Consider the following 23973-nt stretch of genomic DNA (forward strand, 5'->3'; position numbering starts at 1 on the left):
GAACTTCCTTCGCTGGATAGATAGGGCCGTACTACCCACCGGGGATCCGTTTCACACTTCGTCGGGCACACGCCGTCGTAGCAGGCGTGAGGCAACGACGAGCGCCCCGACCATGGCGGTGACCAGGACCCCGTCGGACACGTCGAGAGCGAGTGCGATGGCGGTGAACAGCGTCGTCGCGCCGACGATGTCGAGCACGATCTTCGTCGGGAGTGCGTCGAGGAGAATCGACTCCTCGGGTTCAGTGCTGTTTTCGGCGTGCGCGGTGTGGTCGAGCGTCATCGGTGAAGGTCCCTTCTTGTCCGCGACACTTGTTCCCCATTTTCATCGGAATCAATCCTTCGCATTTCACGCGCCGGCGTACCGAACGGTCTCCACTGCGGTCATCTCGAATAACGATTCTCAACCCGATTCTGCTTTTCCATTCGCTATTGGATAGCCTTGAAGACAAATCCCTCGATACGAAAGGCCTCGCACCGTGGCGAAGCAGGTTATCTACGAATTGATCGATGACATCGATGGCACGTCGATCGACGAGGGCCAAGGGGAATCCATCGAATTCTCGCTCGACGGTGTCGACTACGTGATCGACCTGAAGAACAAGAACGCCAACGAGTTTCGCAAGAAGGTCGAATTCTACGTCGACTACGCCACTCGTGTCGGTGGGCGTAAGCGCAAGGCCGCGCCGGCCGGTGCGGCACAGAGCGCGCCCGCTGTGTCCGCCCCGACCACCAAGCGTGATCCGGCACAGACTCGTGCGATCCGGCAGTGGGCCGCGGACAGCGGTTACGAGATCAACGACCGCGGCCGGATTCCAGCGGAAATCGTCGAGGCGTACGAAGCCGCCAACTGACAGCTGTTTCATGTTCCCGTGACGTGAATCGGGTCGCGCACCGCCACTGTCATTGCCCGGTCGATTCCTGTTTCGGGTAGGAGACAGTGAATTCGAGATAGATCGTCGGCAGCGGGCTGAGAAAGTAGCGGGTACGTGCGTTGTGGGTTCTCCCGCGGTGCAGCCACGGTGTTCGACGGTCGTCGTCGGGGACGAAGGCGTAGTTGATGCGCCTCACACCTGGGTCGTTGGGGGGCGAGGTCCTCGACGAAGTTCATGAAACCCCGGTGCTCACAGGACCCACAGCGCAGTCATGGGCGGGAGGTGAAGGCGAGCGCCCCGCCCAGGCCGCAGAGCGCAATGCCCGCGGTGCCGTCGATGGCCATCCGGGCGCGCCTGCGTCGGAGAAGGCCCTGCAGGTGCACGGTGATGACGACGAACAGCAGCCACCACAGTGCACCGAGGGCAATGTCCAACACTCCGAGCACGACGATCTGCAGGGTCACGCCCGCGGCCGGGTCGATGAACTGGGGCAGTACGGCAACGAAGAACAGTGCGGCTTTCGGATTGAGGACGTTGGCGAGGAATGCCTGAGCCCAGATCCGCCCGGATCGGTCGGTGGTGTCCGGCGCGGGTCTGCCGCGTACGGCGTCGCGCAGAGATTGGACACCGAGGAACACGAGATACGCGGCCCCGAGGAGCTTGACGACGGTGAACGCCTGAGAGCTCGCGAGCAGTACCGCGGACAGCCCGAGTGCCGCCACGGTCATGTGGACCATCAGCCCGCTCTGGACGCCCAACGCGGCGCGCAGACCGTCTGCTCGTGATCGCGACGAGTGTCTGAGCACCACGAACCAGTCGGGCCCTGGAATGACGTACGCCAGCGCCGCGGCGATCGCGAAACCCCACAACATGTGTGTGTTCACGACTTCACCGTAGCGAAAATCGCCCCGTGTGGTCGACAGCCGACGCCCGTTCGGGTGTGCGTTTCGACGACGTCGAACGCTCCCAGCCGGTCCGTCAGCGCAGGTACGGGCCACCGATAGGCCGTCGTGACCGCGTGATCGAACGGGCCCAGTTCGGACCCTTCGAAGAACCCGATCAGCAGGCTTCCACCTGGTCGCAGCACCCGTGCGAATTCTTCGAGCGGCGCGGCGATCTCGTCCGGTGTGTGGTGGATGAGGGAGTACCAGGCCAGGATCCCGCCGACGGGTCCCTGCAGTTTCTCGGCGACCCCGACGTCGAACTTTCGCCCTGGATACCTGCGAGACGCATGTTCGACGAACTCAGGCGTCGGATCGATCCCCCGAATATTGTGGCCGAGGGACGCGAGATGGTCCGTCCAGTGGCCAGGGCCGCAGCCGACGTCGACGATGGGTCCCGACACCGACGTCGCCCACTCGGTGACCAACTGCCGATCCGACGGGTGCACCGCGCCCATCGAGTCCAGCAGGTGTACGTATTCGGCGACACGATCGGAGTAGGCGGTCACCGAGCAACGGTAGCCTTTCCGGCATGCGGAGCTGGCCGGTACCTAGCTCCGCGCCACTCCCATCCTCAGCCTCGCTCGACGGGAATCCAGAGCTCGCCGCGTCCCGAAGTCCAGTCGGCGCTCTTCTCGGTGACGGTCAGCAGTTCCGGCCCCGGGACCACTTGGTAGGGGTTGGAAGGGAACCATTCGCTGAACGCATCGGCCCAGAGTTGTTGCAGTGCGGACTGAAAGCTCTCCGACGCCTGCGCCTCGAACACCACCCACTTCGACGGCGCCACCCGGAGCGAGTCCCACTCCGGATGGTGCGTCGACGACGCCACCGCGAAGTAGTAGTCGAACAGGCTCCCGTCTTCTCGCTCCGGCTCGAATCCGTCACTGACGAAGAGGATCTCGGGTAACTCCGGGACGTCGGCGACCGCTGTGAGCGCCTGCCCGGTTCCGGGTTTCAGGCTCTGGTGGAACTCCGTCATCGCGGTGTTCTCGCCCTGATACTTCAAGGGGATTCGCGTTTTTCTACCGACGATGTGGAACTCCGGCAGGTCGACTATTCGGTATCGCATGGTGCTCCGTCCTTCGATGGTCAGGTGAAATGTCACCGCTTGCTGCGAACGAAGGACTGCACCCGGCCTGCGTGCCGCCGATGGCGTCAGGCCGTTCATCTGGCGGAACGCCCGAGTGAAGGCGTCCGACGACGAGTATCCGTACTTGGACGCGACGTCGAGAATTCCGACACCGTCGAGAATCTCCGCCGTTGCCAACGTCATTCGGCGGGCTCGGATGTAGTGCGACAGCGGCATGCCTGCCAGCGCCGAGAAGACGCGTCGGAAGTGATACTCCGAGGTGAGCGTGATCCGCGCAAGCTCCGTCGCGTCGATCTCACCCGCCACGTTGTCCTCGATGTAACCGAGAGCCTCGTTCCACCGACCGAGCATGCCGTCCTGCCTTCCTTCGTTCTGACCGAAACGATAGGAGTGCTCCCGGTGTGGATTCTCGACTTTCCGTGCCGCGAACTGTCGGTGATGCTACCAATGCCAGGCGTCACCGCCGACGTTCTCGATGGTCTGCTGCAGCACTCGAATGGTCGTCGCGAAGTCCTCCGGGCTGACCCCCTGCATCCGTTCGGTGTGTAGGTCGCGTTGGACGTCGGCGGCGTCGCGGAACTTGTCGGCGCCCGCGTCGGTGAACGTCAGCCTGGAGTCTGTTTGCGTCACCCACCCCTTGTGCGTTGCGGAGTCGATGGCGTCGACGATCGCCTGCGGGGTGTCGTTGTGGCCGATCAGCTCGATGGTCGCATCACGATCGACGCCTCCCGGGTGCAGCGAAAGTTGGTGAAGAAGCCACCATTCGGGTTGTGCCACATCGATGTAGCGGAGCGCGCCCTGGGTCCGGGTGCGGATCGCTTCACCTGCGCGGACGGTCCAGAATCCTATGGGTTGCTTTTCCGGCGGTTGCATGTCTCGTGTCGTGTTCATGTACTCGACGGTAGAAGCTCGAGTGCACTCGAGGTCAAACGCTGCGATTCTGACGCGCGCGTGGGGATTCGTAGCCCGAGTCAGCAGCTGACGTCGTCGTTCGGCATGACTCCGTCGACCAGGTAGTCGGTGATGACGTCCTGGGCGCACTGGTTCTGCCCGAGAGCGTAGACGCCGTGACCGCTTCCGTCGGCGGTGAGGAGTCGCGAGCGGTCGCCGAACATCTCGTTGATTCGTTCGCCGTTGGCGAGCGGTGTCACCGGGTCGCGTCGGTGCTGTGCGACGAGGATGTTCGTCGGGCCGTCGGCCTCCACGGGCACGGGTGGTTCGGTGTGCTCGAGCTGCCAGTACGCGCACGGCATGATGTTCGCGGCTGCGGCGCCGAACAGCGGGTTCTTCTCGCGGTCTTCTTCGATCGCCTGCTTGTAGACCTCCGGGTCACGGGGCCATTCGACGTCGTTGCAGGTGACCGCCAGGAAGACCGACCAGGTGTTGTCGAATGCGGACGCTCCGTGTCCGACGGGTGGGCCCTCGGAGGGGAGTGTGTCCAGCGCTGCCCTCCATGTCTGTGCCGTCGCGTCGTACGAAGCCGGGTTGTACAGCGCCACGAACATTCCGAGCCGGAAGCTGCGGCCGTCGAGTCCCTCGACCGGTTCGCGATCCAGCTTGTCGGCGATGGTGAAGTACGTCTGCCGTACTTCCTCCGGCGTACTGCCCAATCGGTACTGCTCGTTGCGCCCCGCCGCCCACTTCGCGAAATCGGGGAAGGTGTCCTCCATGCCTTCGGAGTAACTACGCATACCGTCGCGGTCGAGGTGTGTGTCACCGATGTTGCTGTCCAACACTATTCGGTCGGTCTTGTCCGGGAACAACGATGCGTACGCACCTCCGAGTGCGGATCCGTACGAGTACCCGAGAAAATTGCCCTTCTCGTCTCCGAGTGCTTGACGGATGCTGTCGAGGTCGCGTGCCATGTTGGCCGTCGTCACGTGCTTCATGCGGCCGTCGTCGCCCTCGGCGCAGTTCTCCGCGACGCGCCTGGCTACGGTGTTCTGCTCGTCGAATGCGCTGTCGTCGTAGGCATACGGTGGAACAGCTCCGCGGTACTGGATGTCGTCGGTGATTCCGCAGTTGATGGGCGACGAGTGTCCGATTCCGCGTGTGTCGATGCCGATGAGGTCGTAAGCGTCCAGTGTCTCCTGCGGTATTCCGCGTTCGACGAGGAACGTGGGTTGGTCCAGTCCGGTGCCGCCGGGGCCGCCGGGATTGAGCATGAGCGAGCCGCGCCGCTCGTCGGGGTTCGTCGACGCGAGCTTGGAGATGGTGAGGTCGATTCGTTCGCCGTCCGGGTCGTCGTAGTCCAGAGGTACCGGCACTGTGGCGCACTGCAATCCGGTGCTGTCGACGTCTTCGGGGCAGGCAGTCCACGTGATCGGTTGGTTGTGTGCGGTCCAGTCGTATGCGGCCGTGGCGGGAGGTGGGTGCGCGTCCGTGTCCGGGGTGGAGGATGCCGAACAACCGGCGATCACCGTTCCGGACACCGCGAGGATCAATGCTGGGCGAATCACTTTCATGGTGTTTCCTTTCGGTTCAGTTGGCCGCTGCGTCGAGCAGCCAGTGGTAGCGCAGGCGAAGGCCTCGCTCGATGCTGGCGACGGCGGTGGCAAGGGTGAGCGTGATGTTCAGCCACACCGGCAAGCTGACGGGTGAGGTGAAGACTCCGAGGGAATCGGCGATGGGCGGCGCCTTCGACAACGCGTCAGCGAGCTGCAGAAGCAGCAGCACGACACCGACGATCAGCATCGTTGCCGATACCGCCCCGATGGCGCGGCTGGCGATCGGGTGGTGGCGGTCGAGGCGCGCCCGACGCCCCTCTGCCGACGCGGGGTCCGGCACGAGCTGATGCTCGGTACCGTCGTCGGCGATGAAGTGGCAGCGTTTGAGGCCGAAGCCGCTCATCGCGACGTCGATGATACCGCCGTCGACGGTGAACGCCGCAGGTAGTTTCGATTTTGCGAGGTGGCGCCCGTCCCGGTAGAGGTCTGCCTTGACGTCTCCCGAGCTCTGGTTCTGCCAGTGCCTGACGTCGATCGCGTACTCCGTGTTCTCGCGCTTCAGGTAGAAGAGCGCGCGGCCGGGCAGTTGCCACCAGCGAAATCGCTGTAGTGCGCGTCCGTCGCCCACTCGCACCCGGCGGGTGGCCCTGTGCTGTTTCCATTCGTCGAACACTGCTCTTCCTTTCCTGGTAGAAGCACTAGCACGCTGTACTGTCGTAAGCGATGAGCCGACACTAGCACACTGTGCTAGCACGGCGTGCTAGTCGAGTGGAAAGAGGGACACGATGGCAGAGGTGCTCGATACGCGAGCGAAGATCATCATCGCGGCGTGCGAGATGATCGGCGAGGATCAGGCGTCGACGCTGAGCGTGCGCTCGGTGGCCGCGCGCGCCGGAGTGAGCATGGGGTCGCTGCGGCACCACTTCCCGACGCAGCGCGCGCTGCGCGATGCTGTTCTCGAGACCATCTACGACGTGGTGACGACGGACGACCAGGTCATTCACGACGAGACGGTGCCGGCGCGGGACCGTCTGGTGCAGTGCCTGCGTCTGATTCTGAGCCCGCTCGTCGGCGACAAGGCACGGGAGGCGTGGTTGACCTTCATGGCATCGTTCGTGGAACCCGAACCCACCGACCGGCTTCGCGCCTCGTACGCGGCGATCACCGACGAGGGCAGGCGCAGGGTCGAACACTGGCTGGGCGTCCTGGACAAGGAGGGAGCCCGCGCCGCCGGCGACCTGGCTCAGCAGGCAACGTTCCTCAACACCGTCGTCACCGGCCTGTCGCTGGATCGGGCGATGCCCATCGACCATTCGGTTCTGCACACCGAAACCGCCACACTGTATTTCGCGGTGGACGCGGTGCTGACGCCCGCCTCCGGCGGCTAGGCGTCGAGGCTTGGACCGTGTCCGTCACCGAGGCGCTCGATCGGGAACCAAGAGCGGGACGAGTCGAACGTACGCCACCATGCCGACCAACTCCACCAACGTCTGCGTCACCACGACCACCGCGGCTACCGACAGAGAATCCGGCAGAGCGAGCGCCAACGGCAGCACGACGAGCGAGTTACGGGTAGCGCCGGAGAAGACGAGGGCACGCGTCGCAGGTACGTCCTGGCGAGCGATCCGTCCAGCGGCCAGACCGACGAACGCCATGACTACCAGAAACGCGATGAATACGGCTACTGCGGAGGCCAGTTCCGTTCCGCGGTCACGAACGGAATCGATCTGCGACGCGACCACCACCAGCAGCGTGGCCATCATCAACGGAACCATCGCTTTCGCTGCGGTGTCCATAATTGTCCGGCCGATTGCGTGCCGGCGTGCCACGGCCTGTGTCGCAGCCGCCGATCCGAGGGGAACGACGATGAGTAGGAAGAACGCGTGGACGAACGGCGTCACATCGATGACAGCCACGACGTCGGAGCCGACGAACATCCACAGATACAGTGGCAGAAAAGCGATTTGAAGAAGCATCAACAGCGGAGCCGCGGCAAGCAGACGCTGTGACGCGGCTCCCGCCAGTCCGCTGAACACGATGACGTAGTCGATGCAGGGCGCCAGCAGCACCAGCAGAATCCCGACGAGAACCGCCTCGTTGCCGGACACGGGCCGCGTCAGAGCGAACACCATGATCGGCACCGCCACGAAGTTCAAGAGCACCGCGGCGGCGAGAAACCGAGTGTCCTTCAGCGCCTTTCCGATCAAGGCGAACGGGACTGCGAGGAACGTCGCGTACAACAGCACGATCAGGACCGGGTTGATGGCGTGTTCGAACACCGGCGCCGACTGCGGTGACGCCAACCCCACCACGGCTCCCACCGTCAAAGCAGCCAGATACAGAGCGATCTGGTGCTTCTCGAGCCAGGTGTGCATATTCGTCACAGTAGTGGGCCGCGTCGTGTTCCGGTGTTCGGCTCCGGGGCCTATCGGTAGTCGAAACGGATGAACACTGTGTCGTTCGGCCCGTGGGTGCTCACGTGGGCTCGCACCTGATAGACCTCCCAGATCAAATCCTCGGTCAGTACCGCAGCCGGGGTGCCCGCAGCGACCACTTTGCCCTGCGACAGCACCACCATGTGGGTGCAGAACATCGCTGCGAGGTTGAGATCGTGCAACGCAACGACGCTGGTGATGGGCAGCCGGGAAACGAGGGAAAGTAGTTCGAGCTGGTGATGGATGTCGAGGTGATTGGTCGGTTCGTCGAGCAGAAGCTCGCGCGGTTCCTGGGCGAGGGCGCGCGCGATCTGTGCCCGCTGTCGCTCGCCACCGGACAGTTGGTGCCACAACCGGTGCGCCTTGTCGGTCAACCCGGTGTGTTTCAACGCAGCGTCGACTGCCTTCTGGTCCGCCGACGCATTACCGCCGAATGCGCCACGGTGCGGGATGCGGCCGAGCCGAACGACGTCTGCGACGGTGATGTCGAAATCCGTGTCGGCGTGCTGACTCACCACGGCAACGGCTTTCGCGATGTCGCGTCGACGCATGCCGGCCAGTTCCGCGTCGTCGAGCGTGACGACGCCGGACGTCGGCTTGACGGCGCCGTTCATCAGTTGCAGCAGTGAGGATTTGCCGGATCCGTTGGGGCCGAGCAGTCCGACGGTGTCACCGGGCGCCGGTGTCAGAGTCACCCCGTCGACGACGAGAGCACCCCCGCGCTGCCACCGCACGTCGGACGCTGCGAGTGTCATGCGGACTTCTTCCGTCTGGCCAGGATGGCGATGAATGCAGGAACTCCCACCAGCGCCGTGCCGACGCCGACGGGCAGAGGCGTCGGCGCGAAGGCGACACGGGAGACGGCGTCGACCCAGACCATGAACACCGCGCCCATCAGCGCGGTCACGGGGATCAGCCGGTTGTGTCGTGATCCGATGAGAAATCGTGCGGCGTGCGGCAGTACGAGGCCGACGAATCCGATGGCGCCTGCGACACTGACGAGCGTCGCGGTGATCAGCGCGGTGACGACGAGCAGTGCAGTACGTGCTGCGCGCACGTTGATTCCGAGGGAGGACGCCACCTCGTTCCCGAAGCTGAAGGCGTCGAGGACGAAGGCGTAATAGAAGCAGAGGGCGACTCCGACGGCGACCACCGCGACGCACAGGGCGACGTCGTCCCAGCGAACGCCTTCGAGTGATCCGAGTAGCCAGAACATGACGCCGCGGGTCTCGTCGGAATCGGCGAACGCGAATATCACGAGCGACGTCAACGCCGAGAAGAGTTGTGTGCTGGCCACACCCGCGAGGATGACCCGGTCGTTGTTTCCGCCCGACAGGTGGGCGAGCAGAAGGACGAGCCCGAACGCGACGAGGGCACCGACGAACGCGCCACCGGACAGGCCCAGTGCGGCACCACCGATTCCGAGGATGCCGACGACGACAGCTCCTGTCGAGGCTCCCGAGCTGATGCCGAGCACGAACGGGTCCGCCAGCGGGTTTCGCAGCAGCGACTGCATGATGACACCGCAGATGCCCAGGCCGCTCCCGCATGCGGCGGCGACGAGGCTGCGAGGCAGTCGTTCTTCCCAGACGATCGCGTTCTTGGACACCTTCACCGGTATGTCGGTCAGACCCAGATGATTGGTGACGACGTCGCGGACGTTGACCAGCGACACACTCGCAGGCCCCAGCGTCATCGCGACGGCGACCGATGCCACGAGCAGGACGAGGCCGCCCGCCAGAACGGCGGGCAGACCCAGCCCGCGACGTACTGCAGGTGCCGTGGTGTTCAGGACTGTGGTGTTCAGGACTGTGGGCCCATCTCACGCAGGCCCGCGGCGACTTTCTCGACACCGTCGACGAGCCTGATGGACGGGTTCATCTCGGCTCCGTGGAGAGAGATGTAGCGCTTGTCCTGTACGGCCTGCATGGTGTTGGTGACCGGGTCCGATTCCAGGAACGCGATCTTGTCGGCGAGGAGGTCGCCGGGGAAGCGCGCACGAAGCAGATCGCCGAGCACGAGCACGGACGGGCTGCGGTCGACCATCGTCTCCCAACCGACGGCCGGCCAGTCGTCGTCCAGGTCGGAGTAGACGTTGGTGGCGCCGACCGTCGTCGCGATCAGGTTGGCGGAGCCGAGTCCGCCGGCGACGTAGGGACTCTTGGTGTCGGCGAACCAGAACGCCATGGTCTCACCGGTCTCGGCCAGTTCGGCGGTCGCGGCGGTCATGCGGTCCTGCAGTTCGGTGACCAGGGCGGCGCCGCGGTCCTGCACGTCGAAGATCTCGGCGAGCTCGGTGATCTCCTGGTAGAGCGCGTCGACTGTCAACGGGTTGGTTCTGGTGTTGCCGCCGTTGATGCTGAGGCCGTTGTCGCAGTCGGTCGGCGACAGGTAGGTCTGGGCGCCGGTCTCGGCGAAGCGGGCACGCTCGGCGACGCCGCCCTCCTTGAAGTGACGGCCGAACGACGCGGTGACGAAGTCGGGGTCGGCGTCGAGCACCACCTCGTAGGTGGGTGCGTTGTCGGCGAGGCGGGGGACGTCGGAGTTCGCCGCTTCGAGGTTCTCTCGCACCGGGTCGGTCCACGACGCGGTGCCGACCATGCGGTCCTGCAGGCCGAGAGACAACAGGATCTCGGTCGAATTCTGGTCCAACGACACCACGCGCTGCGGGGGAGCATCGACGGTGACCGACTCGCCGCAGTTGTCGAGGACGAGTGGGTAGGCCGTGTCGCCGTTGCCGCCGACGGCGTCGGAATCGGTGACGGCCTCGGATTCACCGCACGCGGTGAGAAGTCCAGCGACGACGGCCATGGCGCCGACGCGCCTGAGCAATGCACTCACGATGAACACTTTCTGGGACGGCACAATGCGTGAGTGGACGCGGCATGTCTGCGCGATCCACTCGCGCAGAACGTACGAGGCGACGAACGCGGATAGGCTAACCTATGCCGATCCCCGAAGTCATATCGTGGTCGGACTACTGAACGAGCGAGGGGATTGATCGTGGCGGCGGGCGTCGACGGCCGACATTCGAGATGGCGCTGGTCGTTCATCACCGAGTTGGCGCGGGCAACCCCCACGATCCGGCTTCTCGTGCTGACCCAGATGACGTTCAACATCGGGTTCTTCATGGTGCTGCCGTACCTGTCGGTGCACTTGACGTCCGACCTGGGGCTCGGTGCGGCGGTGGTCGGTGTGGTCCTCGGCGTCCGCACGTTCTCGCAGCAGGGACTGTTCTTCATCGGCGGCACCCTGGCGGACCGATGGGGTATCAAGCCGGTCGTTCTCGTAGGCTGCGGCATCCGGGTGCTCGGATTCCTTGGAATGGCGGTCGCAGGTTCTCTGGCCGGTGTGGTCGCGGCGACGGTGGCCATCGGCTTCGCAGCCGCGTTGTTCTCCCCCGCCGTCGAGTCCGCGATCGCCATCGAGGCGGGAAGAAGTGAGCGCGACGACGGGCCCAGCCGGGTCGAGACGTTCGCGCTGCTGTCGGTGTGCAATCAAATCGGATCGTTCACCGGCCCGTTGATCGGATCGGTGTTGCTGGTCGTCGACTTCCGTGTCGCCTGCACGGTCGCTGCCGTGATTTTCGTCGGCGTCATCGGAGCACACCTGAGATGGCTGCCGAACGAGCCGGGCGAGCATCGAGGCGAGTCGTGGCTCTCGGGGTGGAACGACGTGGTGCGAAACAAGACTTTCGTGTTGTTCGCGGTCGCGATGAGCAGCCAACTGGTCGCGTACAACCAGCTGTATCTGCTGCTGCCCCTGGAGGTCGAACGGGCGTGGGGATCTCAGGCAGTACTGGGGTGGTTCTTCGCGATCTCCGCCGTGTTCGTGGTGTCCTCGCAGATGGGCATCACCCGCATGGTAGGCGCACGATCACCCCGGGTCACGTTGCCTGCTGGATTGGCCGTCATGGCACTGTCGTTCGTGGTCGTGGCACTGACGACTCCCTTCGGGCTCAGCGGGTTCGTCGGCCTGCTTCCGGCGGCAGGGTTCGTTGCCCTGCTCGCACTCGGGCAGATGATCGCCATGCCGCAGGCCCGTGACATCGTCCCGCGATTGGCCGGTGAGCGCAGGCTGGGTGCCTACTACGGCTTCATGGCATCACTCGGAGGCATCGGCGTTCTGATCGGTTCGGTCGCAATCGGGGCAGTTGTCGACGCCGCTCCGTCGACGGGGTGGGGTTCGAGCACGCCGTGGCTCGTGGCCGCCGTCTTCCCCGTCGCCGGCGTCGTAGGTATCCGCTTGGTGCTGAGGAGCCTCCCTTGAGGGCTCGGGACCGGGCCTCCTGCTCCACTATTCGGTGCTGAAAGGCAGATCCAGGCATATGACGCAACAAATTGGAGCGTCAGGCACCCCTGGTAAGCCGGAATCCGAATCGGTACGCGATGATCCCTGCGACAGCCCCGAGCGCCGCACCTATCAGAGGGGCGAACCAGACGGCCCGTCGCAGGAACAGCCCCGATCGAACCTGGAACGAGATGTCTTGCGAGGTCTCGTAGGCGCGGCTCGTCTGCACTCCCCGCAGCGGTTCGTACACACCGTTGTACTCGACCTCGGAGAGGAAGTATGCCTGCTGAACGAGCTCGAGAATTACAGGGAGAAGACCGACAACAGCGCCGGTGAGGCTCAGCAGCAGCACGAGTGAACGCACGGTGCGTATCGTAACGAGTCGTGTCGGACGAGGCGTACGGACGGGTGACCAATCCGGAGCGGTTCGCGCCGCTGGTGACTGCGGCGAAAGAAGTTGCGGACGATTTGGCGACACGATTCGACGTCGATGTCACTCGTGTGGCCGGTGACCCGGGTTCGCAGGTGGTCGAGGCCGTTCACTTCGTACCAGCGCAGGACGATCAGGCGCCGTTGATCGTCTCGTTCACGTCGTTTCCCGGAGTGTTTCTCGATGTGGGTGCATCGCAGCGAATCGCGTTGCCCGCGTGTGGGTGCGACGCGTGTGAAGAGAACGTTGAGAATCTGATCGGCCACCTGAACAGGTACCTCTCCGCTCTCGTCTCGGGCCAGTTTTCCGAGCGCATTGTCGATTCGATGGTCGAGCACGCGTGGGAGGGCGGTAACTGGCGCAATTCGGGTCGTGGCCCGATTCCCGAGTTACGTGTCGCGATGCCCGTGGATGGGCGATGGAAGCGGTGGTCTCCGAAGTGACCGTTCAGAAGTCCTGCTCGAATCGGTACCAGTCGCCGCTCCAGTCGTAGAAGTCGATGGCCTCGTCGTACTGCGGCCGGCCCGGCGCCGGGGGACCGTCGGGGAGGTAGCCGAAGCCGATGGAATCGCCCAGTCCGCTGTCGACGAAGACGAGGCATCCGGTACCCAGTGGACGGACGGCCACCACGGTGTAGACGCCGATTCGTTGACCCCCGGATGCGGAACGGCACTGCGAGACAGTCTCCGTCAGCGCGTCCTCGGATACTGCGAATGCAACGGTCCGGGGCAGCGACAACGCCACTGCGCCGACGGTGAGTAGTACGAGAACGGGTGCGACGACACTCCACCCCCGTGCCCGGTACTTGGACCAGCCGATGAGGGCGAGTACCGACCACAGCACCGCGAACACCACGAGCAGACACACGGCGAGACCGAGAAACAGGCCGTTGGCGCTGGGAGGCGTGAAGGCCCACAGAACGAGGCCGCATCCGAGCGCTACCAGCACCGTGGTGACGGCGGACGCCCAGTTCCACCAGGTCCGATCGGATGCAGGCATGGTCGCCGACCCTACTTGATTCCACTCCGCGCGAAGCCTGCGATGAAGTATCGCTGGAACAGGAGAAACACCACGGCCATGGGGACGACGTTGACGAGCGCGAAGGCCATGGTCGCGCCGTAGTCGCTGTTGGCCTGACCTTGCAGGTAGAGCAGGCCGATCGGCAGAGTGAACAATTCGTTCTCGCGCAGCGCGATCAACGGCCATGCGAAATCGTTCCACGACGACAGCAGGCTCATGAACGTCAGTACGGCGATCAACGGCCTCGACAACGGTAGGACGATGCGACGGAAGATCTGCCACTGGCTCGCCCCGTCGAGCCGGGCTGCTTCGATCAGTTCACGCGGGATGCCGAGCATGAACTGCCGTGCGAGGAACAATCCGAACGCCGACGCGGCGGTCGGCAGAATCACGGCCCAGTAGGTGCCGTAGAGCTCGAGGCCGACGACGATGCGGAACAAGGCCACCATGATGACCTGGACCGGCAGGACCATCGTGGCGAGAGCGACGAAGAACAGCGGCGTGGAGAAGCGGAATCTCAAGTGCGCGAACGCGTAGCCGGCGAGCAGGCTCGTCACTACCGAGATGATGGTGGTGGCGACTGCGATGGCGACGGAATTGCCGAGCCAGGTCGTCACCGGGAAGGACGAGAAGACGCGATCGAAGTTCGAGGTGGTGAGTTGCCTCGGCCACAGGCGCAATTCGCCGCCGCCGAGAAGTTCACTGCGCGTCGAGAATGCGACGGCCAACATCCAGTACAGCGGTGCAACGGTGATCAGGCCGATGACGGCGACGGCAAGCGTGCGAACGGCTTTCATTCGACCAGATCCTTCGTCCGGCTCGCTCGCCATTGCGCGGCGGCGAAGGTCAGCGCGAACAGGAAGAGGACCATGCCGATGGCGGCGGCGTATCCCTGATCGCGGGTGACGAAGCCTGTTTCGTAGGCGTAGGTGACGAGCACCGACGTTGCGCCGCCCGGTCCACCGCCGGTGAGGACGAAGACGAGATCGAACACCTGGAACGAGTAGATGACGTTGAGCACCAACAGAAAGAACGACGTCGGACCGAGCAGCGGCACCGTGACGTACCGGAAGCGCTGGAAGACGCCTGCGCCGTCGAGCCGGGCGGCCTCGTGCAGGTCGGGGCCGAGCCCTTGCAGGCCGGCGAGGTAGATCAGCATGTTCAGTCCGGTCCGCCACCACACCGTCGCGATCACGATCGATGCGAACGCCGGGCCGGGGGAGGACTGCCAGTCGATGCTGGGGAGTCCGAAGAACGTCAGCAGGTTGTTCAGTACGCCCGAGTTCTGGTCGAAGATCAGGATGCCGATCAACCCGGTCGCGACGCCGGACACCGCCATCGGCAGGATGATCAGCGCGCGCCACAGCGGCCGAGCGGGCAGGGCAGAATTGAGCAGTACCGCCGCGACGAGCCCGAACAACATCGACAGCGGCGTCACCAGTGCAGTGAACACGAGCGTGTTCACCAAAGACCGCCAGAAGAGCGGATCACTCAGCAGCCGAGAGTAGTTGTCCAGTCCGGTGAACGTGCCGCTGCCGAATCCGTCGGTGCGTTGCAGGCTGACCCAGAACGCGGCGACCAACGGGATGAGGACGAACACTCCGAGCAATGTGTAGCTGGGCGCGAGAAAGCCTGCCGCTGCGACGGCTTCCTTCCGTTTGCCCGGCATCAGGAGCCGGTTGCCTGCGCGATGCCGCTCTGCAGCGCCGCGACGGTGGCAGCACTGTCCTGCGACCCGGTGAACGACAGATCGAGTTGTTCCTTCAGCACCGAGATGATCCCCGACATCGACGGCGACGCCACCTGTGCCGCGTCCTCGGGCTGAACCGTCGTCGCCTGGGCTGCGAAGATCGGGGCGAGCTCGGGACGCACGGTGAACTCGAGGTCGGAGTTCAGCAGATCGGAACGAGTCGGCAGGAGCGACGCGTCTCGGCAGAAGCTCTGCATCTGCTCTGCGTCGGTGAGGAATTCGAGAAACGCCGTCGCCAGTTCCGGCTGCTGTGTCTGGGCGGTGGCAACGAGAGCATTACCGCCGAAGTCGCCGCCGCCCCGGCGGTCGCGCGGCGCGAACGTGGCCGTCCAGTCGAACGATGCCGTGGATTCGGCGTCGGGAATCTGGAAGGCGCCGGACCACACCATGGCGACCGACTGGGAGAACCACGATTCGCTGGCGTAGCTGGACGACGCGATGGTGTTGTTGGCCGGTACGAAACCCTTGTCGAAGAACGAGCTCGCGAATTCGACTGCGCGCCTGCCTTCGTCGGAGTCGATGATCGGAGTCTTCTGATCCGCGTCGAGGAACGCGCCTCCCGCCTGGAACAGCAGGCTCAGCCACCGGGTGACACCGTTGCCCTGCCAGTTGTAGGCCCACGGATACTTGTCGGCGGGCAGTGAGCCACGCAGTGAGTCGCCGATGGCCGTCAGCTCGTCCCACGTCCACGCGTCGTCGAGGCTCGTCGGAACCTCGTCGATCCCGGCAGCCGAGAGCAGTTCGTTGTTGACAAGGATTGCCGACGTGTCGGTGTGGTGCGGCAACCCGAACGGGGTGCCGTTGTTCTGAACTGCAGCCCAGGCGGTTTCGGTGAACTGACCCTGCCTGCCCGACGAGAGGTGCGGGGACAGGTCGAGCAGTTGGCCGCGGCCCGCGTAGGCGCCGAAGGTGTAGTACGGCACCCGGAAGATGTCGGGTGGGTTGCCTGCCTGTAGTTGGGCGTCGATGTTGGTGAACATCTGCTCGTACGGGACGGCGTTGAGTTCGATCGTGGTGTCGGGGTTGGCGGCCTCGAACGCGGCGATGGAGTTGCGGAAGCCTGCGAGTTCGGCATCGGTGCCCCAGGTGGTGAACGTCAGGGTGCCTTCGCTGGACGTGTTCTGCGAGACTCCTCCGACGAAGCCGCAGGCGCTGAGCCACAGCGGCACCGAGAGTGCACCGGTCCCGGCGAGAAAGGCGCGACGATTGAGCGGCATGGCGGTCTCCGATCATGGGGGCAGCAAGCCAGCCGTAGGTAACCGAAACCGACCGTTACCAAACCTGGCGGCGAATTGTCCGTTTGAAGCCGTTGGGGCTGGTTATTACCAGTCGGTGCCGAATTCGAAAGACAAACCCACAGCCATGGTCTTCGCGCCATCCCCGCTGTTGACGGTCACCGTCGACAAAGCACCGTCCGGCACCTCCGAGCTTCATGTCCACGCGGGTGGGCAGGGCCACTGGATCGCCAGGATGGCCTCGATTCTCGGTCTCGACGTCACTCTGTGCGGCGTATTCGGCGGCGAGACCGGTGGTGTTCTGAAGGATCTCATCGAGCGGGAGGGCATCACGGTCGCCGCCGTCGACATCGGGCAGGAAAGCGGTTCCTACGTTCACGATCGCCGCGACGGGGACCGTCGCGAGGTGGCCACCATCGACCCGCCTCCGCTTGCTCGGCATGCGCTCGACGACCTGTTCGGGGTATCCCTCGCCGTCGGTGCGGACAGCGACATCGCCATCATCGGTGGCCCCCACACCGGCGAAGTCGTCCCACCGGATCTCTACACCCGCTTGTGCGCCGATCTGCGGGTGCTCGGCATTCCGGTCGTGGCCGATCTGTCGGGTCCCACGTTGGCGGCGGCTCTCGAAGGTGGAGTGACGGTGCTCAAGGTGAGCCACGAAGACCTTGTCGAGGACGGGCGGGCCGAGTCCGAGGATCCCAAGGACCTGATCGACTCGATGAAAGCGATGCACGACGAGGGTGCCGAGATCGTCGTGGTGTCACGGGCGGCGGAACCGGCGTTGGCGCTCGTCGACGGCGAGGTGTGGGAGATCGTCGTTCCCGGCCTCAGTCAGGTCGACCATCACGGTGCCGGTGATTCGATGAGCGCTGGGATGGCGGCAGGTCTGGCCGCCGGACAGTCGCCGAGGGATGCCTTGAGGCTGGGCGGCGGTGCGGGCAGCGCGAACGTCACCCGACGCGGACTCGGTAGCGGGCAGCGAGATCTGGTGGAACGTTTGACGCAGTCCGTGGATGTCCGACTGTACGAAAGGACGTAGATCGTGCGTGCTCTCATCACCAACGACGATGGTGTCTTCAGCGCAGGTATTGCGACTTTCGCGAAGGTCGCGGTGGACCTGGGTTTGGACGTGGTGGTTGCTGCGCCGCACGAGGAGCGCAGTGGTGCGAGCGCGTCGCTCACGGGAGTCGGGCCCGAAGGCAAGCTCGGTACGACTACGAGGAGCATCGACGGACTCGACATCCCCGTGTATGCGGTCGAGGCTTCGCCTGCCCTGATCGCGTTCGTCGCCACCCGCGGTGCGTTCGGTGACCCGCCCGATCTGGTGCTGTCGGGCATCAATCATGGGCCCAACACCGGTGCTGCAGTCCTTCATTCGGGGACGGTCGGGGCGGCACTGACGGCGTCGTCGCACGGCGTCGTCTCGATGGCGGCGTCGGTGGCGTCTGCGGACCCGCAGCACTGGGAGACCGCGGAAGCGGTGGTGCGCGACGCGGTGGCATGGCTGGTCGAGCACGGCTCGGTGGACTCGGTACTCAACATCAATATTCCCGACGTCCCGCTGCGAGAACTGCAGGGCCTCAAAGCCGCCGAGCTCGCCAGATTCGGTGCAGTGCAGGCCGAGATGGGCGATCGTGGTGAGGGATTCGTGACGGTGAGGTTCGACGAGATCGCCGCCGAGGAAGACGACGACAACGATGCAGGGTGGATCGCCCGGAAGTGGGCTACGGCCACCGTGCTGCAGGGCCCTACCGCCGTCGACGATCCTTCTCTCGGGTCCCTGGCAGGCGGTTGACCGTTGGTCGAGGTGTTCGAGCTAGGGCCCGAACATTTCGAGGAACTGCTCCAGGGTGGGTACCGCGGGAGGTGCTACGACTCCCGGGGACAGGTCGATGCCGCCGAGGGCGCCGAGGACGTCGTCGGTCTGGGCTGCGGCCGAGCCGTAGGTGTTGGCGGCGATCGAGAAGCCGTCGCCGATGGATGCGGATGCGACGACGCTGGATGCGTCGTCGGCCCAGCCCCATTTGGTTCCGGTCACGTCGGCGAGCTCGCCTGTGCCCCAGTCCTGCTGGGTGCCGTCGGTGGCGACGGGGCTCGACGAGTTCATCCATCCCAGGATCGGGCTCGCCGGGTCGGTTCCTTTCTTCGATTCCAGGAAGCGGACGGTATCCGCGGTGCTGGTGTAGGAACTACCCCAGAAACCTCCGCGGGAGGTCGACGGCAATCCGAATTCGGCGGCGGTGGCGTCGATCGCGTTCGGGTACTTGGAGTCCAGTGCGGACGCGGCGCCGTCGTCGCTGGATTGGATCATCCGTGCCGCGAGATCGCGGTCGCCGGCCGACCCGTCTCCGTGGCGTAGTGCGTAGTCCGCCAGGTACAGCTTGACCGTGGACAAGCCCGGTCGGGCGTCGTTCTCGTTGGCGGTTCCCACGCGCAGACCGCTGGGCGAATGCTCGAAGGAGATCGAGGTCCGAGCGGGTACGTCGGCGAAGTTCTCGGGACCGGGGAGCGCCGACGCCGGTGCCGCGGCTGCGAGTGCGCAGGCGACGGCGGCGAGGGGTGCGAGGGACAGGTGTCGTAGCGACGGCATGCAGGGTGTTGCCCCGTTGTGGAACCGGTCAATCCGGACTCAGCGAAGCGCGTCCGCGATGCGGGGGACCAGGGTGTCGATGGCGTAGGGAATGGACAGCACCGAGTTGTAGGTGATCGCGCCACGCTGATCGAGGGTGGCGGGAACGATGGCACCGTTGCGACCGGCTGTGGTGTTGGCGAACGCACGGTTCTCGGCGACGATGTCGAAGTTCTCGTCGGGTCCGAGAACGAGCATGACGTCGGCGTCGAGCATGTTCGTGTTCTCGGCCGAGAATTCGACGTAGAACGTGTCACCGGTGTCGCCGTCGAGTACGGGCTGCGGCGTCGCGAAACCGAGTGAGGTGAGGAACTGGCCACGTCCGTCACCGGGGAGGAAGCCTGCGTACACGCCGCTGTAGGACATGACGGCGACTCCGGTCTTGCCTGCGAACTCGGGATGCGCGGCTACGGTGTCGGCGAGTAGGGCGTCGGTCTCCTCGTTGAGCCGCACCCCCTCGTCCTTCATGCCCATTGCGGTGGCGATGGTCTCGGTCGCAGCGGCGCGAGGGACCGCGTACGCCGCAGTGCCAACCGGCCGCGCGACGGTGGGTGCGATCTCGCTGAGCTTGTTGTAGGTCGCCTCGTCGAACCCGGCGTTGAGGCCGAGAATCAGGTCGGGTGCGAGCTCGGCGATCTGCTCGAGATTGGGTTCCGAGTCCGACTCTATGCGGGTGAGTTCGGCGTCGCCGACTTGTTCCTGGGCCCACGGGCCGAGCCCGGTTTCGTAGAACGCGAAACCACTGTTTCCGACCGGAACCTGGCCGAGGGCGAGTACGACGTCGGCGTCGGAGACCCCGAGGGTGACGATGCGTTCCGGCGTCGACGGCACCTCGGTGCTCCCGAAGACGTGCTCGATCGTCACAGGGAACTCGCCGGTGGGGACGGTGGAGGTCGTCTCGCTTTCCGAGCTGGAACACCCTGTCAGGACGCCTGCGAGCAGTACCGCGCCGACTATCGCTGCACCGATTCTCATCGAACTCATCCACCCGATCCGTGATTCCGCTTGTTTGGTCAGGGAACCCTAACTCAGCTTCGGGCGAGGGCGAGCTCCAGGGTCCGTGTCGTAGGTGTGTGGCACCGTGGTCGGTGTGACACTGTTCGGTATCGACGTCAGCAATCATCAGGGCAACTTCGATTTCGCCGCGGCCAAGGCGGAAGGGTTCGTGTTCGCGACGCACAAAGTCACCGAGGGGTCCGGGTATCGCGACCCGTTCTGGCCGCGGGCCGCTGCGGAGATGGCGACGCATTTTCCCGGGCGGTGGGGCGGGTACGTGTTCTGTCGAACGAACACCGACCCGGCGGCCGAAGCGGAGACGCTGCGCAATCACGCTGGCGGCGTTGATTTTCCGTTGCAAGTGGATTACGAGGACACGACGAACGGCGGGTCGGTGGACGATCTTCTCCGGCGGTTCGACGCCTACCGCGCGGTGGGGTTCCAGCGGTTCCTTCCGGTGTATCTTCCGCGCTGGTTCTGGGAAACGCGAATGGGCAGTGCACCTCTGGACCGATTACCGGTAGGGGTCTGGAACAGCGATTACGTCTCCGGGCGTGACTTCGCCTCCCGGTTGTATCCCGGGGACAACTGGGCGCCGGCGCGCGGCGCCGGCAGGTTCGGTGGCTGGGCGGACATGGGAGGCAAGCCCGTGCAGATCCTGCAGTTCTCCGAGAGTGCCTCGGTGGCCGGTCAATTCATCGACGCCAATGCTTTTCGGGGCGACGACGCGGCGCTGGCGGAGCTGTTCAGAACACCTGTGTGAACTGGTACCACTCACCGTCGTAGTGGGAGTACTCGATGTCCGGCCGTCCGGCATAGTGCGTGTACGAGTTCGGGATTCCCAGCGGGAGGTAGGCCAGGCCCACGCCGTCGACTCGGCCACCGCCGCGTAGGTACAGCATGCAGCCGCCCTGCCCTGTCGCGTCTGAATCGACCGGCATCGTGTGCCAGACGCGGTACAGGCCGACCCGTCGTTCGGCGGTGTCGACGTCGGGGCACTCCTCAGCGGTCGCAGTCAGCGCGCCCTCGGATACGGCGAAGGCGAACGACGACGGTAGGGACAACGCCACGAGGACGGCGGTGACCAGTGCGAACACCGGTGCGATTGCCGTCAGCCGTAGCCTCCGATACTTCACCCACCCGATCAGGCCCAGTAGCAGCCACATCGCGGCCACGGCGAGCGCGGCATCCTGCGCGATTGCGAAGTACAGGTAGTTACGTTCGGGCGGTACGTACGCCCACAGCACGAGCAGACACACGAGAGCGGCGAGTACCGCGACCACGATCGTCAGTCCAACCCACCACGGCGCCCCCCTGGGCCTGTCGGTCATCCACGACACTGTGCCACGTCGGCGCCGAGTTCACGCGCGTTTCGGCCGGGGCACCGTGATGGAGGCGATGAGTGCCGCGTTGGCGGGGTCGTCCCAGGCGCTGGGGGTGATGCTTCGTACCTGCCCATCGGCCACGCCTCGGTTCAGGTCGATCCGCGTCGTCGTTCCCGCCTCGAAGTCGAGCTTCAGCAACTCGTCGGTTTCGTGTACCTGCCATTCGATTCCGTGCGGGCCGTAGGCGCGATCTGCTCGGGAGAACGTCATGTCGGGCCGATCCTGCTCTGCGACATCGACTGTGCGTCGGTGGTGCTCGTCGAGGACCCGGATCTTCGTGCTCGGCCAGGTTCGGATCACCCCGTGTCGACGGTTGTGCATCATGTGCGATCCGGACGCGTCGATCAGATAGAGGGACCCGTCGACCATGGCCGAGGCCCGGGCGCCCGAGGTTGCGTACCGGTCGATGGTCACGGAGTTCTCGTCGACGACAGTGCATCGGTGGACATCGTGTTCGGACGTGATCCAACACCCGCCGGGCACGGCGTGGAGGCGTCGGGTCCAGCGGTCGTCGGTGGGTTCGATGGTGAGCGGCAACAGAAACCGGGTGATCGCGGGAACGGCGCCTGCTGCCTCGACACGCAACAGGACGGGGTCCGACGCATGCATGACCCAGACGTCGCTGCCGTCGGCTGACACGGCTCCCGCGGCGAAAGGCGTTGGTGGTGAGAGCATATCGAGATCGAGTTCGACGAGGATGCCTGTCGTCTGCGTGTGGCCGTTCTCGATGGGCTCGGGATCCCACCAAGGATCACCCGTGGGGACGGCGTCGGTCTCGTCGAGGCGCTCGGTTCCGTCGACTCCGCGCCAGCCGTTGTCGATTTTCTCGACTTGCTTGTGCACGAGGTGCATTCGCTCGATTCGACCGTGCACCCGAGCGGGTCGGTCGATCGCCCGGTCGTCGAGGACCGCGCTGAGTATCCCGTCGAGCATCACCGACCCGTTCGTGGGGCGATCCGCCCACCACTGCCCGCTCCAGCCGTCGCCGTGGACGAGGTGCAACCACCGGAGTTCTCCGTCCCGCCCTCGGGGACCGGCTCCGAAGGCGGGACGGGCTGTGGCCCAGCGTTTGTCGTCGAGCACCGAGCGGACGGGTCCCGCCGAGTGATGCTCGAGGGCGACGTCGACCACGTCGCCCACCGATGCACGTGGGAACGACCCGTCTTGGATGACCCAGCCTGCGACGAATACGCGCAGAGCCTTCGGTCGTTCCGCGGACTCCACTCCTGGCTTGCTCATGTCAGTCCCGACGCACTAGGGAAACCGTGCGGCGAAGCGTCACGGGCGTCGGGTCACCGTGGGAGCAACCGTACACCCGCGGCTGCGTCAGCTGCCGGCGACTTCCGTTGCGTCGGCCAGACCGTCGACGAGGGTCGGGAGGAAGAAGGGGATGGACAGAGCCGTCGGCCCGATCGCGGAACCGGCCTCCTGGCCGACGAATCCGGCTACGGCGCCCTTCGCGACGGCCGGAATCTGTCGCGACACGTCCGAATTCAGGAACTCCTGCAAGGCCTGGTCGGTGTCGACCTGGGTGAACACGACGTCCGCGTCGATCGTCGAGATGTTCTCCGCCGAGACGGTGGTGGAGAACGGCGATTCACCGTTCGAGAGGGACGTCACCGATTCGGGCGTGGTGAACCCGAGATTCTCGAGCAGTTCGACGCGAGGATCCGTCGGCAGGAGCAGGTAGTAGACGTCTGCCGCCTCGGACACGTAGGCGATGGATCGACCGTCGAATTCGGGGTGCTGATCACCGGCATCGGTGACCTGTCGATCGAGGTCGGCGACAAGGTCGCGGGCTTCGTCGGCGCGGCCCAGGACGTCCCCGGTGGTGGTGATGACGTCACGCCACGGCGTCGACCACAGTTCTTCCGGTGGCGCGACGACGGGGACGCCTGCCGCGGTCACTGCGTCGTATTCGGCTTGGGTGAGTCCGGAGTGCGGTGCCATCAGCACATCCGGATCGGTGGCCAGGAGTTGTTCGACGGGGAGTTCGTACGCGGAGTTGTCGAGCAGAACCGGGGTCTGTCCGCCGAGGTCCTCGATGGCGTCGGACACCCACGGGTACATCAGGTCGTCGCCTCCGCCGTATTCGGCCGACGGGATGGCGACGGGTACGACGCCGAGGGCGAGGACGGCGTCGGTGGTGCCGAATCCCCACGTCGCGACGCGTTCCGGTAGTGCATCGACTGTCGTCTCGCCGTACATGTGGTCGACGGTGACCGGGAACGAACCTTCGGCTGCGGGTGTCGCGGCGTTGTCGTTCGCGGTGTCGGAGGTGCTGCACCCGGCCAGTGCGAGGGATGCGATCGCAGCGACGGTGACTGCGGTGATGTGAAGCTTCATGAGGATCCTGTACGTCGAACAATGCGGACCTTCAGGTTAGCCTTCGCTTACTCAGCGCCGTCGATCGGCCGGGGAACGTTTAGGCGGCCTCATCGTCGGGCA

29 protein-coding genes are annotated in these 23973 nt (G+C 65.0%); 7 read left to right on the top strand and 22 right to left on the bottom strand.

Translation table 11 applies throughout. From position 1 onward, the window contains the following. Positions 1-51: 51 nt before the first annotated feature. Positions 52-282: a hypothetical protein gene (locus CH292_RS12955; RefSeq protein ID WP_019665669.1), complete on the bottom strand. Its 231-nt coding sequence runs from the start codon at positions 280-282 to the stop codon at positions 52-54. 196 nt (positions 283-478) lie between these two features. Between CH292_RS12955 and CH292_RS12960 the strand changes: the two genes are divergently transcribed. After that, on the top strand, positions 479-853 hold the full coding sequence (locus CH292_RS12960) for an Lsr2 family protein (protein WP_020110549.1): 375 nt from the start codon (positions 479-481) through the stop codon (positions 851-853). A 49-nt stretch (positions 854-902) separates the two neighbouring features. Here the strand turns inward: CH292_RS12960 and CH292_RS28900 are convergent, their stop codons facing one another. From CH292_RS28900 to CH292_RS12990, 7 genes are all read right to left on the bottom strand, one after another. Further along, positions 903-1070, bottom strand: coding sequence for a hypothetical protein (locus CH292_RS28900; protein WP_019665671.1), 168 nt, complete (start codon positions 1068-1070; stop codon positions 903-905). Positions 1071-1143: 73 nt separating this feature from the next. Next, positions 1144-1758 carry a LysE family translocator gene (locus tag CH292_RS12965; protein WP_094654907.1) on the bottom strand — a complete coding sequence of 205 codons (615 nt, stop codon included), beginning with the start codon at positions 1756-1758 and terminating at the stop codon, positions 1144-1146. Further along, positions 1755-2324, bottom strand: coding sequence for a class I SAM-dependent methyltransferase (locus CH292_RS12970; protein ID WP_094654908.1), 570 nt, complete (start codon positions 2322-2324; stop codon positions 1755-1757). The genes CH292_RS12965 and CH292_RS12970 overlap by 4 nt, the downstream gene beginning before the upstream one ends. A 65-nt stretch (positions 2325-2389) precedes the next feature. Further along, positions 2390-3256 (bottom strand): helix-turn-helix domain-containing protein, encoded by an 867-nt coding sequence (locus tag CH292_RS12975; RefSeq protein WP_094654909.1) that lies wholly within the window; start codon positions 3254-3256, stop codon positions 2390-2392. A 90-nt stretch (positions 3257-3346) separates the two neighbouring features. Beyond that, entirely contained in the window at positions 3347-3796 is a 450-nt protein-coding gene (locus CH292_RS12980) for a MarR family winged helix-turn-helix transcriptional regulator (protein ID WP_094654910.1), read from the bottom strand. 80 nt (positions 3797-3876) lie between these two features. Beyond that, positions 3877-5370: an alpha/beta hydrolase gene (locus CH292_RS12985; protein WP_094654911.1), complete on the bottom strand. Its 1494-nt coding sequence runs from the start codon at positions 5368-5370 to the stop codon at positions 3877-3879. Between the two features lie 16 nt (positions 5371-5386). Continuing rightward, entirely contained in the window at positions 5387-6025 is a 639-nt protein-coding gene (locus CH292_RS12990; RefSeq protein WP_179277962.1) for a hypothetical protein, read from the bottom strand. A 112-nt stretch (positions 6026-6137) separates the two neighbouring features. Here CH292_RS12990 and CH292_RS12995 point away from each other — a divergent pair, with 112 nt between their 5' ends. Then, positions 6138-6740: a TetR/AcrR family transcriptional regulator gene (locus tag CH292_RS12995; protein WP_094654913.1), complete on the top strand. Its 603-nt coding sequence runs from the start codon at positions 6138-6140 to the stop codon at positions 6738-6740. Positions 6741-6764: 24 nt separating this feature from the next. On the opposite strand, the gene CH292_RS13000 is transcribed toward CH292_RS12995, so the two are convergent. From CH292_RS13000 to CH292_RS13015, 4 genes are all read right to left on the bottom strand, one after another. Further along, positions 6765-7727 (bottom strand): arsenic resistance protein, encoded by a 963-nt coding sequence (locus tag CH292_RS13000; RefSeq protein ID WP_094654914.1) that lies wholly within the window; start codon positions 7725-7727, stop codon positions 6765-6767. A gap of 50 nt (positions 7728-7777) precedes the next feature. Next, positions 7778-8542, bottom strand: a complete 765-nt coding sequence (locus tag CH292_RS13005) for an ABC transporter ATP-binding protein (protein WP_037111858.1) — start codon at positions 8540-8542, stop codon at positions 7778-7780. Next, positions 8539-9504 (bottom strand): iron ABC transporter permease, encoded by a 966-nt coding sequence (locus CH292_RS13010; RefSeq protein WP_094628708.1) that lies wholly within the window; start codon positions 9502-9504, stop codon positions 8539-8541. Before CH292_RS13010 ends, CH292_RS13005 begins: the two co-directional genes overlap by 4 nt. A gap of 86 nt (positions 9505-9590) precedes the next feature. After that, positions 9591-10652 (bottom strand): ABC transporter substrate-binding protein, encoded by a 1062-nt coding sequence (locus CH292_RS13015; RefSeq protein ID WP_033188931.1) that lies wholly within the window; start codon positions 10650-10652, stop codon positions 9591-9593. A 138-nt stretch (positions 10653-10790) separates the two neighbouring features. Between CH292_RS13015 and CH292_RS13020 the strand changes: the two genes are divergently transcribed. Continuing rightward, complete coding sequence (locus CH292_RS13020; RefSeq protein WP_256978095.1) at positions 10791-12056, top strand: MFS transporter; 1266 nt, start codon at positions 10791-10793, stop codon at positions 12054-12056. Positions 12057-12135: 79 nt separating this feature from the next. Here CH292_RS13020 and CH292_RS13025 read toward each other — a convergent pair whose 3' ends face one another. Next, positions 12136-12441 (bottom strand): hypothetical protein, encoded by a 306-nt coding sequence (locus CH292_RS13025; protein WP_094654916.1) that lies wholly within the window; start codon positions 12439-12441, stop codon positions 12136-12138. A gap of 20 nt (positions 12442-12461) precedes the next feature. Between CH292_RS13025 and CH292_RS13030 the strand changes: the two genes are divergently transcribed. Then, complete coding sequence (locus CH292_RS13030; RefSeq protein ID WP_094654917.1) at positions 12462-12950, top strand: DUF6226 family protein; 489 nt, start codon at positions 12462-12464, stop codon at positions 12948-12950. A 4-nt stretch (positions 12951-12954) separates the two neighbouring features. Here the strand turns inward: CH292_RS13030 and CH292_RS13035 are convergent, their stop codons facing one another. From CH292_RS13035 to CH292_RS13050, 4 genes are read right to left on the bottom strand one after another with little or no spacing between them, the layout of a single operon-like run. Continuing rightward, a complete protein-coding gene (locus tag CH292_RS13035) occupies positions 12955-13506 on the bottom strand; it encodes a hypothetical protein (protein ID WP_094654918.1) in 552 nt (183 codons plus the stop codon). An 11-nt stretch (positions 13507-13517) separates the two neighbouring features. Continuing rightward, positions 13518-14324, bottom strand: a complete 807-nt coding sequence (locus CH292_RS13040) for a carbohydrate ABC transporter permease (RefSeq protein ID WP_019665687.1) — start codon at positions 14322-14324, stop codon at positions 13518-13520. Beyond that, complete coding sequence (locus CH292_RS13045; RefSeq protein ID WP_094654919.1) at positions 14321-15196, bottom strand: carbohydrate ABC transporter permease; 876 nt, start codon at positions 15194-15196, stop codon at positions 14321-14323. The genes CH292_RS13040 and CH292_RS13045 overlap by 4 nt, the downstream gene beginning before the upstream one ends. Then, positions 15196-16494: an ABC transporter substrate-binding protein gene (locus tag CH292_RS13050; RefSeq protein ID WP_094654920.1), complete on the bottom strand. Its 1299-nt coding sequence runs from the start codon at positions 16492-16494 to the stop codon at positions 15196-15198. The genes CH292_RS13045 and CH292_RS13050 overlap by 1 nt, the downstream gene beginning before the upstream one ends. Before the next feature lie 115 nt (positions 16495-16609). On the opposite strand from CH292_RS13050, the gene CH292_RS13055 reads away from it, so the two are divergent. Together CH292_RS13055 and surE are read left to right on the top strand one after the other, a co-directional pair. Next, positions 16610-17554, top strand: a complete 945-nt coding sequence (locus CH292_RS13055) for a 1-phosphofructokinase family hexose kinase (RefSeq protein ID WP_256978096.1) — start codon at positions 16610-16612, stop codon at positions 17552-17554. A gap of 3 nt (positions 17555-17557) precedes the next feature. Then, entirely contained in the window at positions 17558-18310 is a 753-nt protein-coding gene (gene surE, locus CH292_RS13060; RefSeq protein ID WP_094654922.1) for a 5'/3'-nucleotidase SurE, read from the top strand. Between the two features lie 21 nt (positions 18311-18331). Here the strand turns inward: surE and CH292_RS13065 are convergent, their stop codons facing one another. Beyond that, positions 18332-19105 (bottom strand): hypothetical protein, encoded by a 774-nt coding sequence (locus tag CH292_RS13065; RefSeq protein WP_094654923.1) that lies wholly within the window; start codon positions 19103-19105, stop codon positions 18332-18334. A 39-nt stretch (positions 19106-19144) separates the two neighbouring features. Beyond that, on the bottom strand, positions 19145-20128 hold the full coding sequence (locus CH292_RS13070) for an ABC transporter substrate-binding protein (protein ID WP_094654924.1): 984 nt from the start codon (positions 20126-20128) through the stop codon (positions 19145-19147). Between the two features lie 106 nt (positions 20129-20234). Here CH292_RS13070 and CH292_RS13075 point away from each other — a divergent pair, with 106 nt between their 5' ends. Then, the gene (locus CH292_RS13075) at positions 20235-20903 is read left to right on the top strand and encodes a glycoside hydrolase family 25 protein (RefSeq protein WP_256978097.1); all 669 of its coding nucleotides are present in this window, start codon (positions 20235-20237) and stop codon (positions 20901-20903) included. Here the strand turns inward: CH292_RS13075 and CH292_RS13080 are convergent. The 3 genes from CH292_RS13080 to CH292_RS13090 form a co-directional block, all read right to left on the bottom strand. Beyond that, a complete protein-coding gene (locus CH292_RS13080; protein WP_230620934.1) occupies positions 20887-21471 on the bottom strand; it encodes a hypothetical protein in 585 nt (194 codons plus the stop codon). The genes CH292_RS13075 and CH292_RS13080 overlap by 17 nt on opposite strands. A gap of 30 nt (positions 21472-21501) precedes the next feature. Continuing rightward, positions 21502-22764, bottom strand: a complete 1263-nt coding sequence (locus CH292_RS13085; protein ID WP_256978098.1) for a hypothetical protein — start codon at positions 22762-22764, stop codon at positions 21502-21504. Positions 22765-22851: 87 nt separating this feature from the next. Beyond that, the gene (locus tag CH292_RS13090) at positions 22852-23871 is read right to left on the bottom strand and encodes an ABC transporter substrate-binding protein (protein WP_094654927.1); all 1020 of its coding nucleotides are present in this window, start codon (positions 23869-23871) and stop codon (positions 22852-22854) included. Positions 23872-23973: the final 102 nt, after the last annotated feature.

The sequence above is a fragment of the Rhodococcus sp. 14-2470-1a genome (assembly GCF_002259425.1).
Lineage (GTDB): Bacteria > Actinomycetota > Actinomycetes > Mycobacteriales > Mycobacteriaceae > Rhodococcoides > Rhodococcoides fascians_E.

Excerpts from the sequence above, each read along its gene's own strand:
- CH292_RS12955 (WP_019665669.1), bottom strand. The coding sequence starts at position 282 with ATGACGCTCGACCACACCGCGCACGCCGAAAACAGCACTGAACCCGAG.
- CH292_RS12975 (WP_094654909.1), bottom strand. The coding sequence starts at position 3,256 with ATGCTCGGTCGGTGGAACGAGGCTCTCGGTTACATCGAGGACAACGTG.
- CH292_RS12980 (WP_094654910.1), bottom strand. The coding sequence starts at position 3,796 with ATGAACACGACACGAGACATGCAACCGCCGGAAAAGCAACCCATAGGA.
- CH292_RS12985 (WP_094654911.1), bottom strand. The coding sequence starts at position 5,370 with ATGAAAGTGATTCGCCCAGCATTGATCCTCGCGGTGTCCGGAACGGTG.
- CH292_RS12995 (WP_094654913.1), top strand. The coding sequence starts at position 6,138 with ATGGCAGAGGTGCTCGATACGCGAGCGAAGATCATCATCGCGGCGTGC.
- CH292_RS13000 (WP_094654914.1), bottom strand. The coding sequence starts at position 7,727 with ATGCACACCTGGCTCGAGAAGCACCAGATCGCTCTGTATCTGGCTGCT.
- CH292_RS13005 (WP_037111858.1), bottom strand. The coding sequence starts at position 8,542 with ATGACACTCGCAGCGTCCGACGTGCGGTGGCAGCGCGGGGGTGCTCTC.
- CH292_RS13035 (WP_094654918.1), bottom strand. The coding sequence starts at position 13,506 with ATGCCTGCATCCGATCGGACCTGGTGGAACTGGGCGTCCGCCGTCACC.
- CH292_RS13040 (WP_019665687.1), bottom strand. The coding sequence starts at position 14,324 with ATGAAAGCCGTTCGCACGCTTGCCGTCGCCGTCATCGGCCTGATCACC.
- CH292_RS13045 (WP_094654919.1), bottom strand. The coding sequence starts at position 15,196 with ATGCCGGGCAAACGGAAGGAAGCCGTCGCAGCGGCAGGCTTTCTCGCG.
- CH292_RS13050 (WP_094654920.1), bottom strand. The coding sequence starts at position 16,494 with ATGCCGCTCAATCGTCGCGCCTTTCTCGCCGGGACCGGTGCACTCTCG.
- CH292_RS13065 (WP_094654923.1), bottom strand. The coding sequence starts at position 19,105 with ATGCCGTCGCTACGACACCTGTCCCTCGCACCCCTCGCCGCCGTCGCC.
- CH292_RS13070 (WP_094654924.1), bottom strand. The coding sequence starts at position 20,128 with ATGAGTTCGATGAGAATCGGTGCAGCGATAGTCGGCGCGGTACTGCTC.
- CH292_RS13080 (WP_230620934.1), bottom strand. The coding sequence starts at position 21,471 with ATGACCGACAGGCCCAGGGGGGCGCCGTGGTGGGTTGGACTGACGATC.
- CH292_RS13085 (WP_256978098.1), bottom strand. The coding sequence starts at position 22,764 with ATGAGCAAGCCAGGAGTGGAGTCCGCGGAACGACCGAAGGCTCTGCGC.
- CH292_RS13090 (WP_094654927.1), bottom strand. The coding sequence starts at position 23,871 with ATGAAGCTTCACATCACCGCAGTCACCGTCGCTGCGATCGCATCCCTC.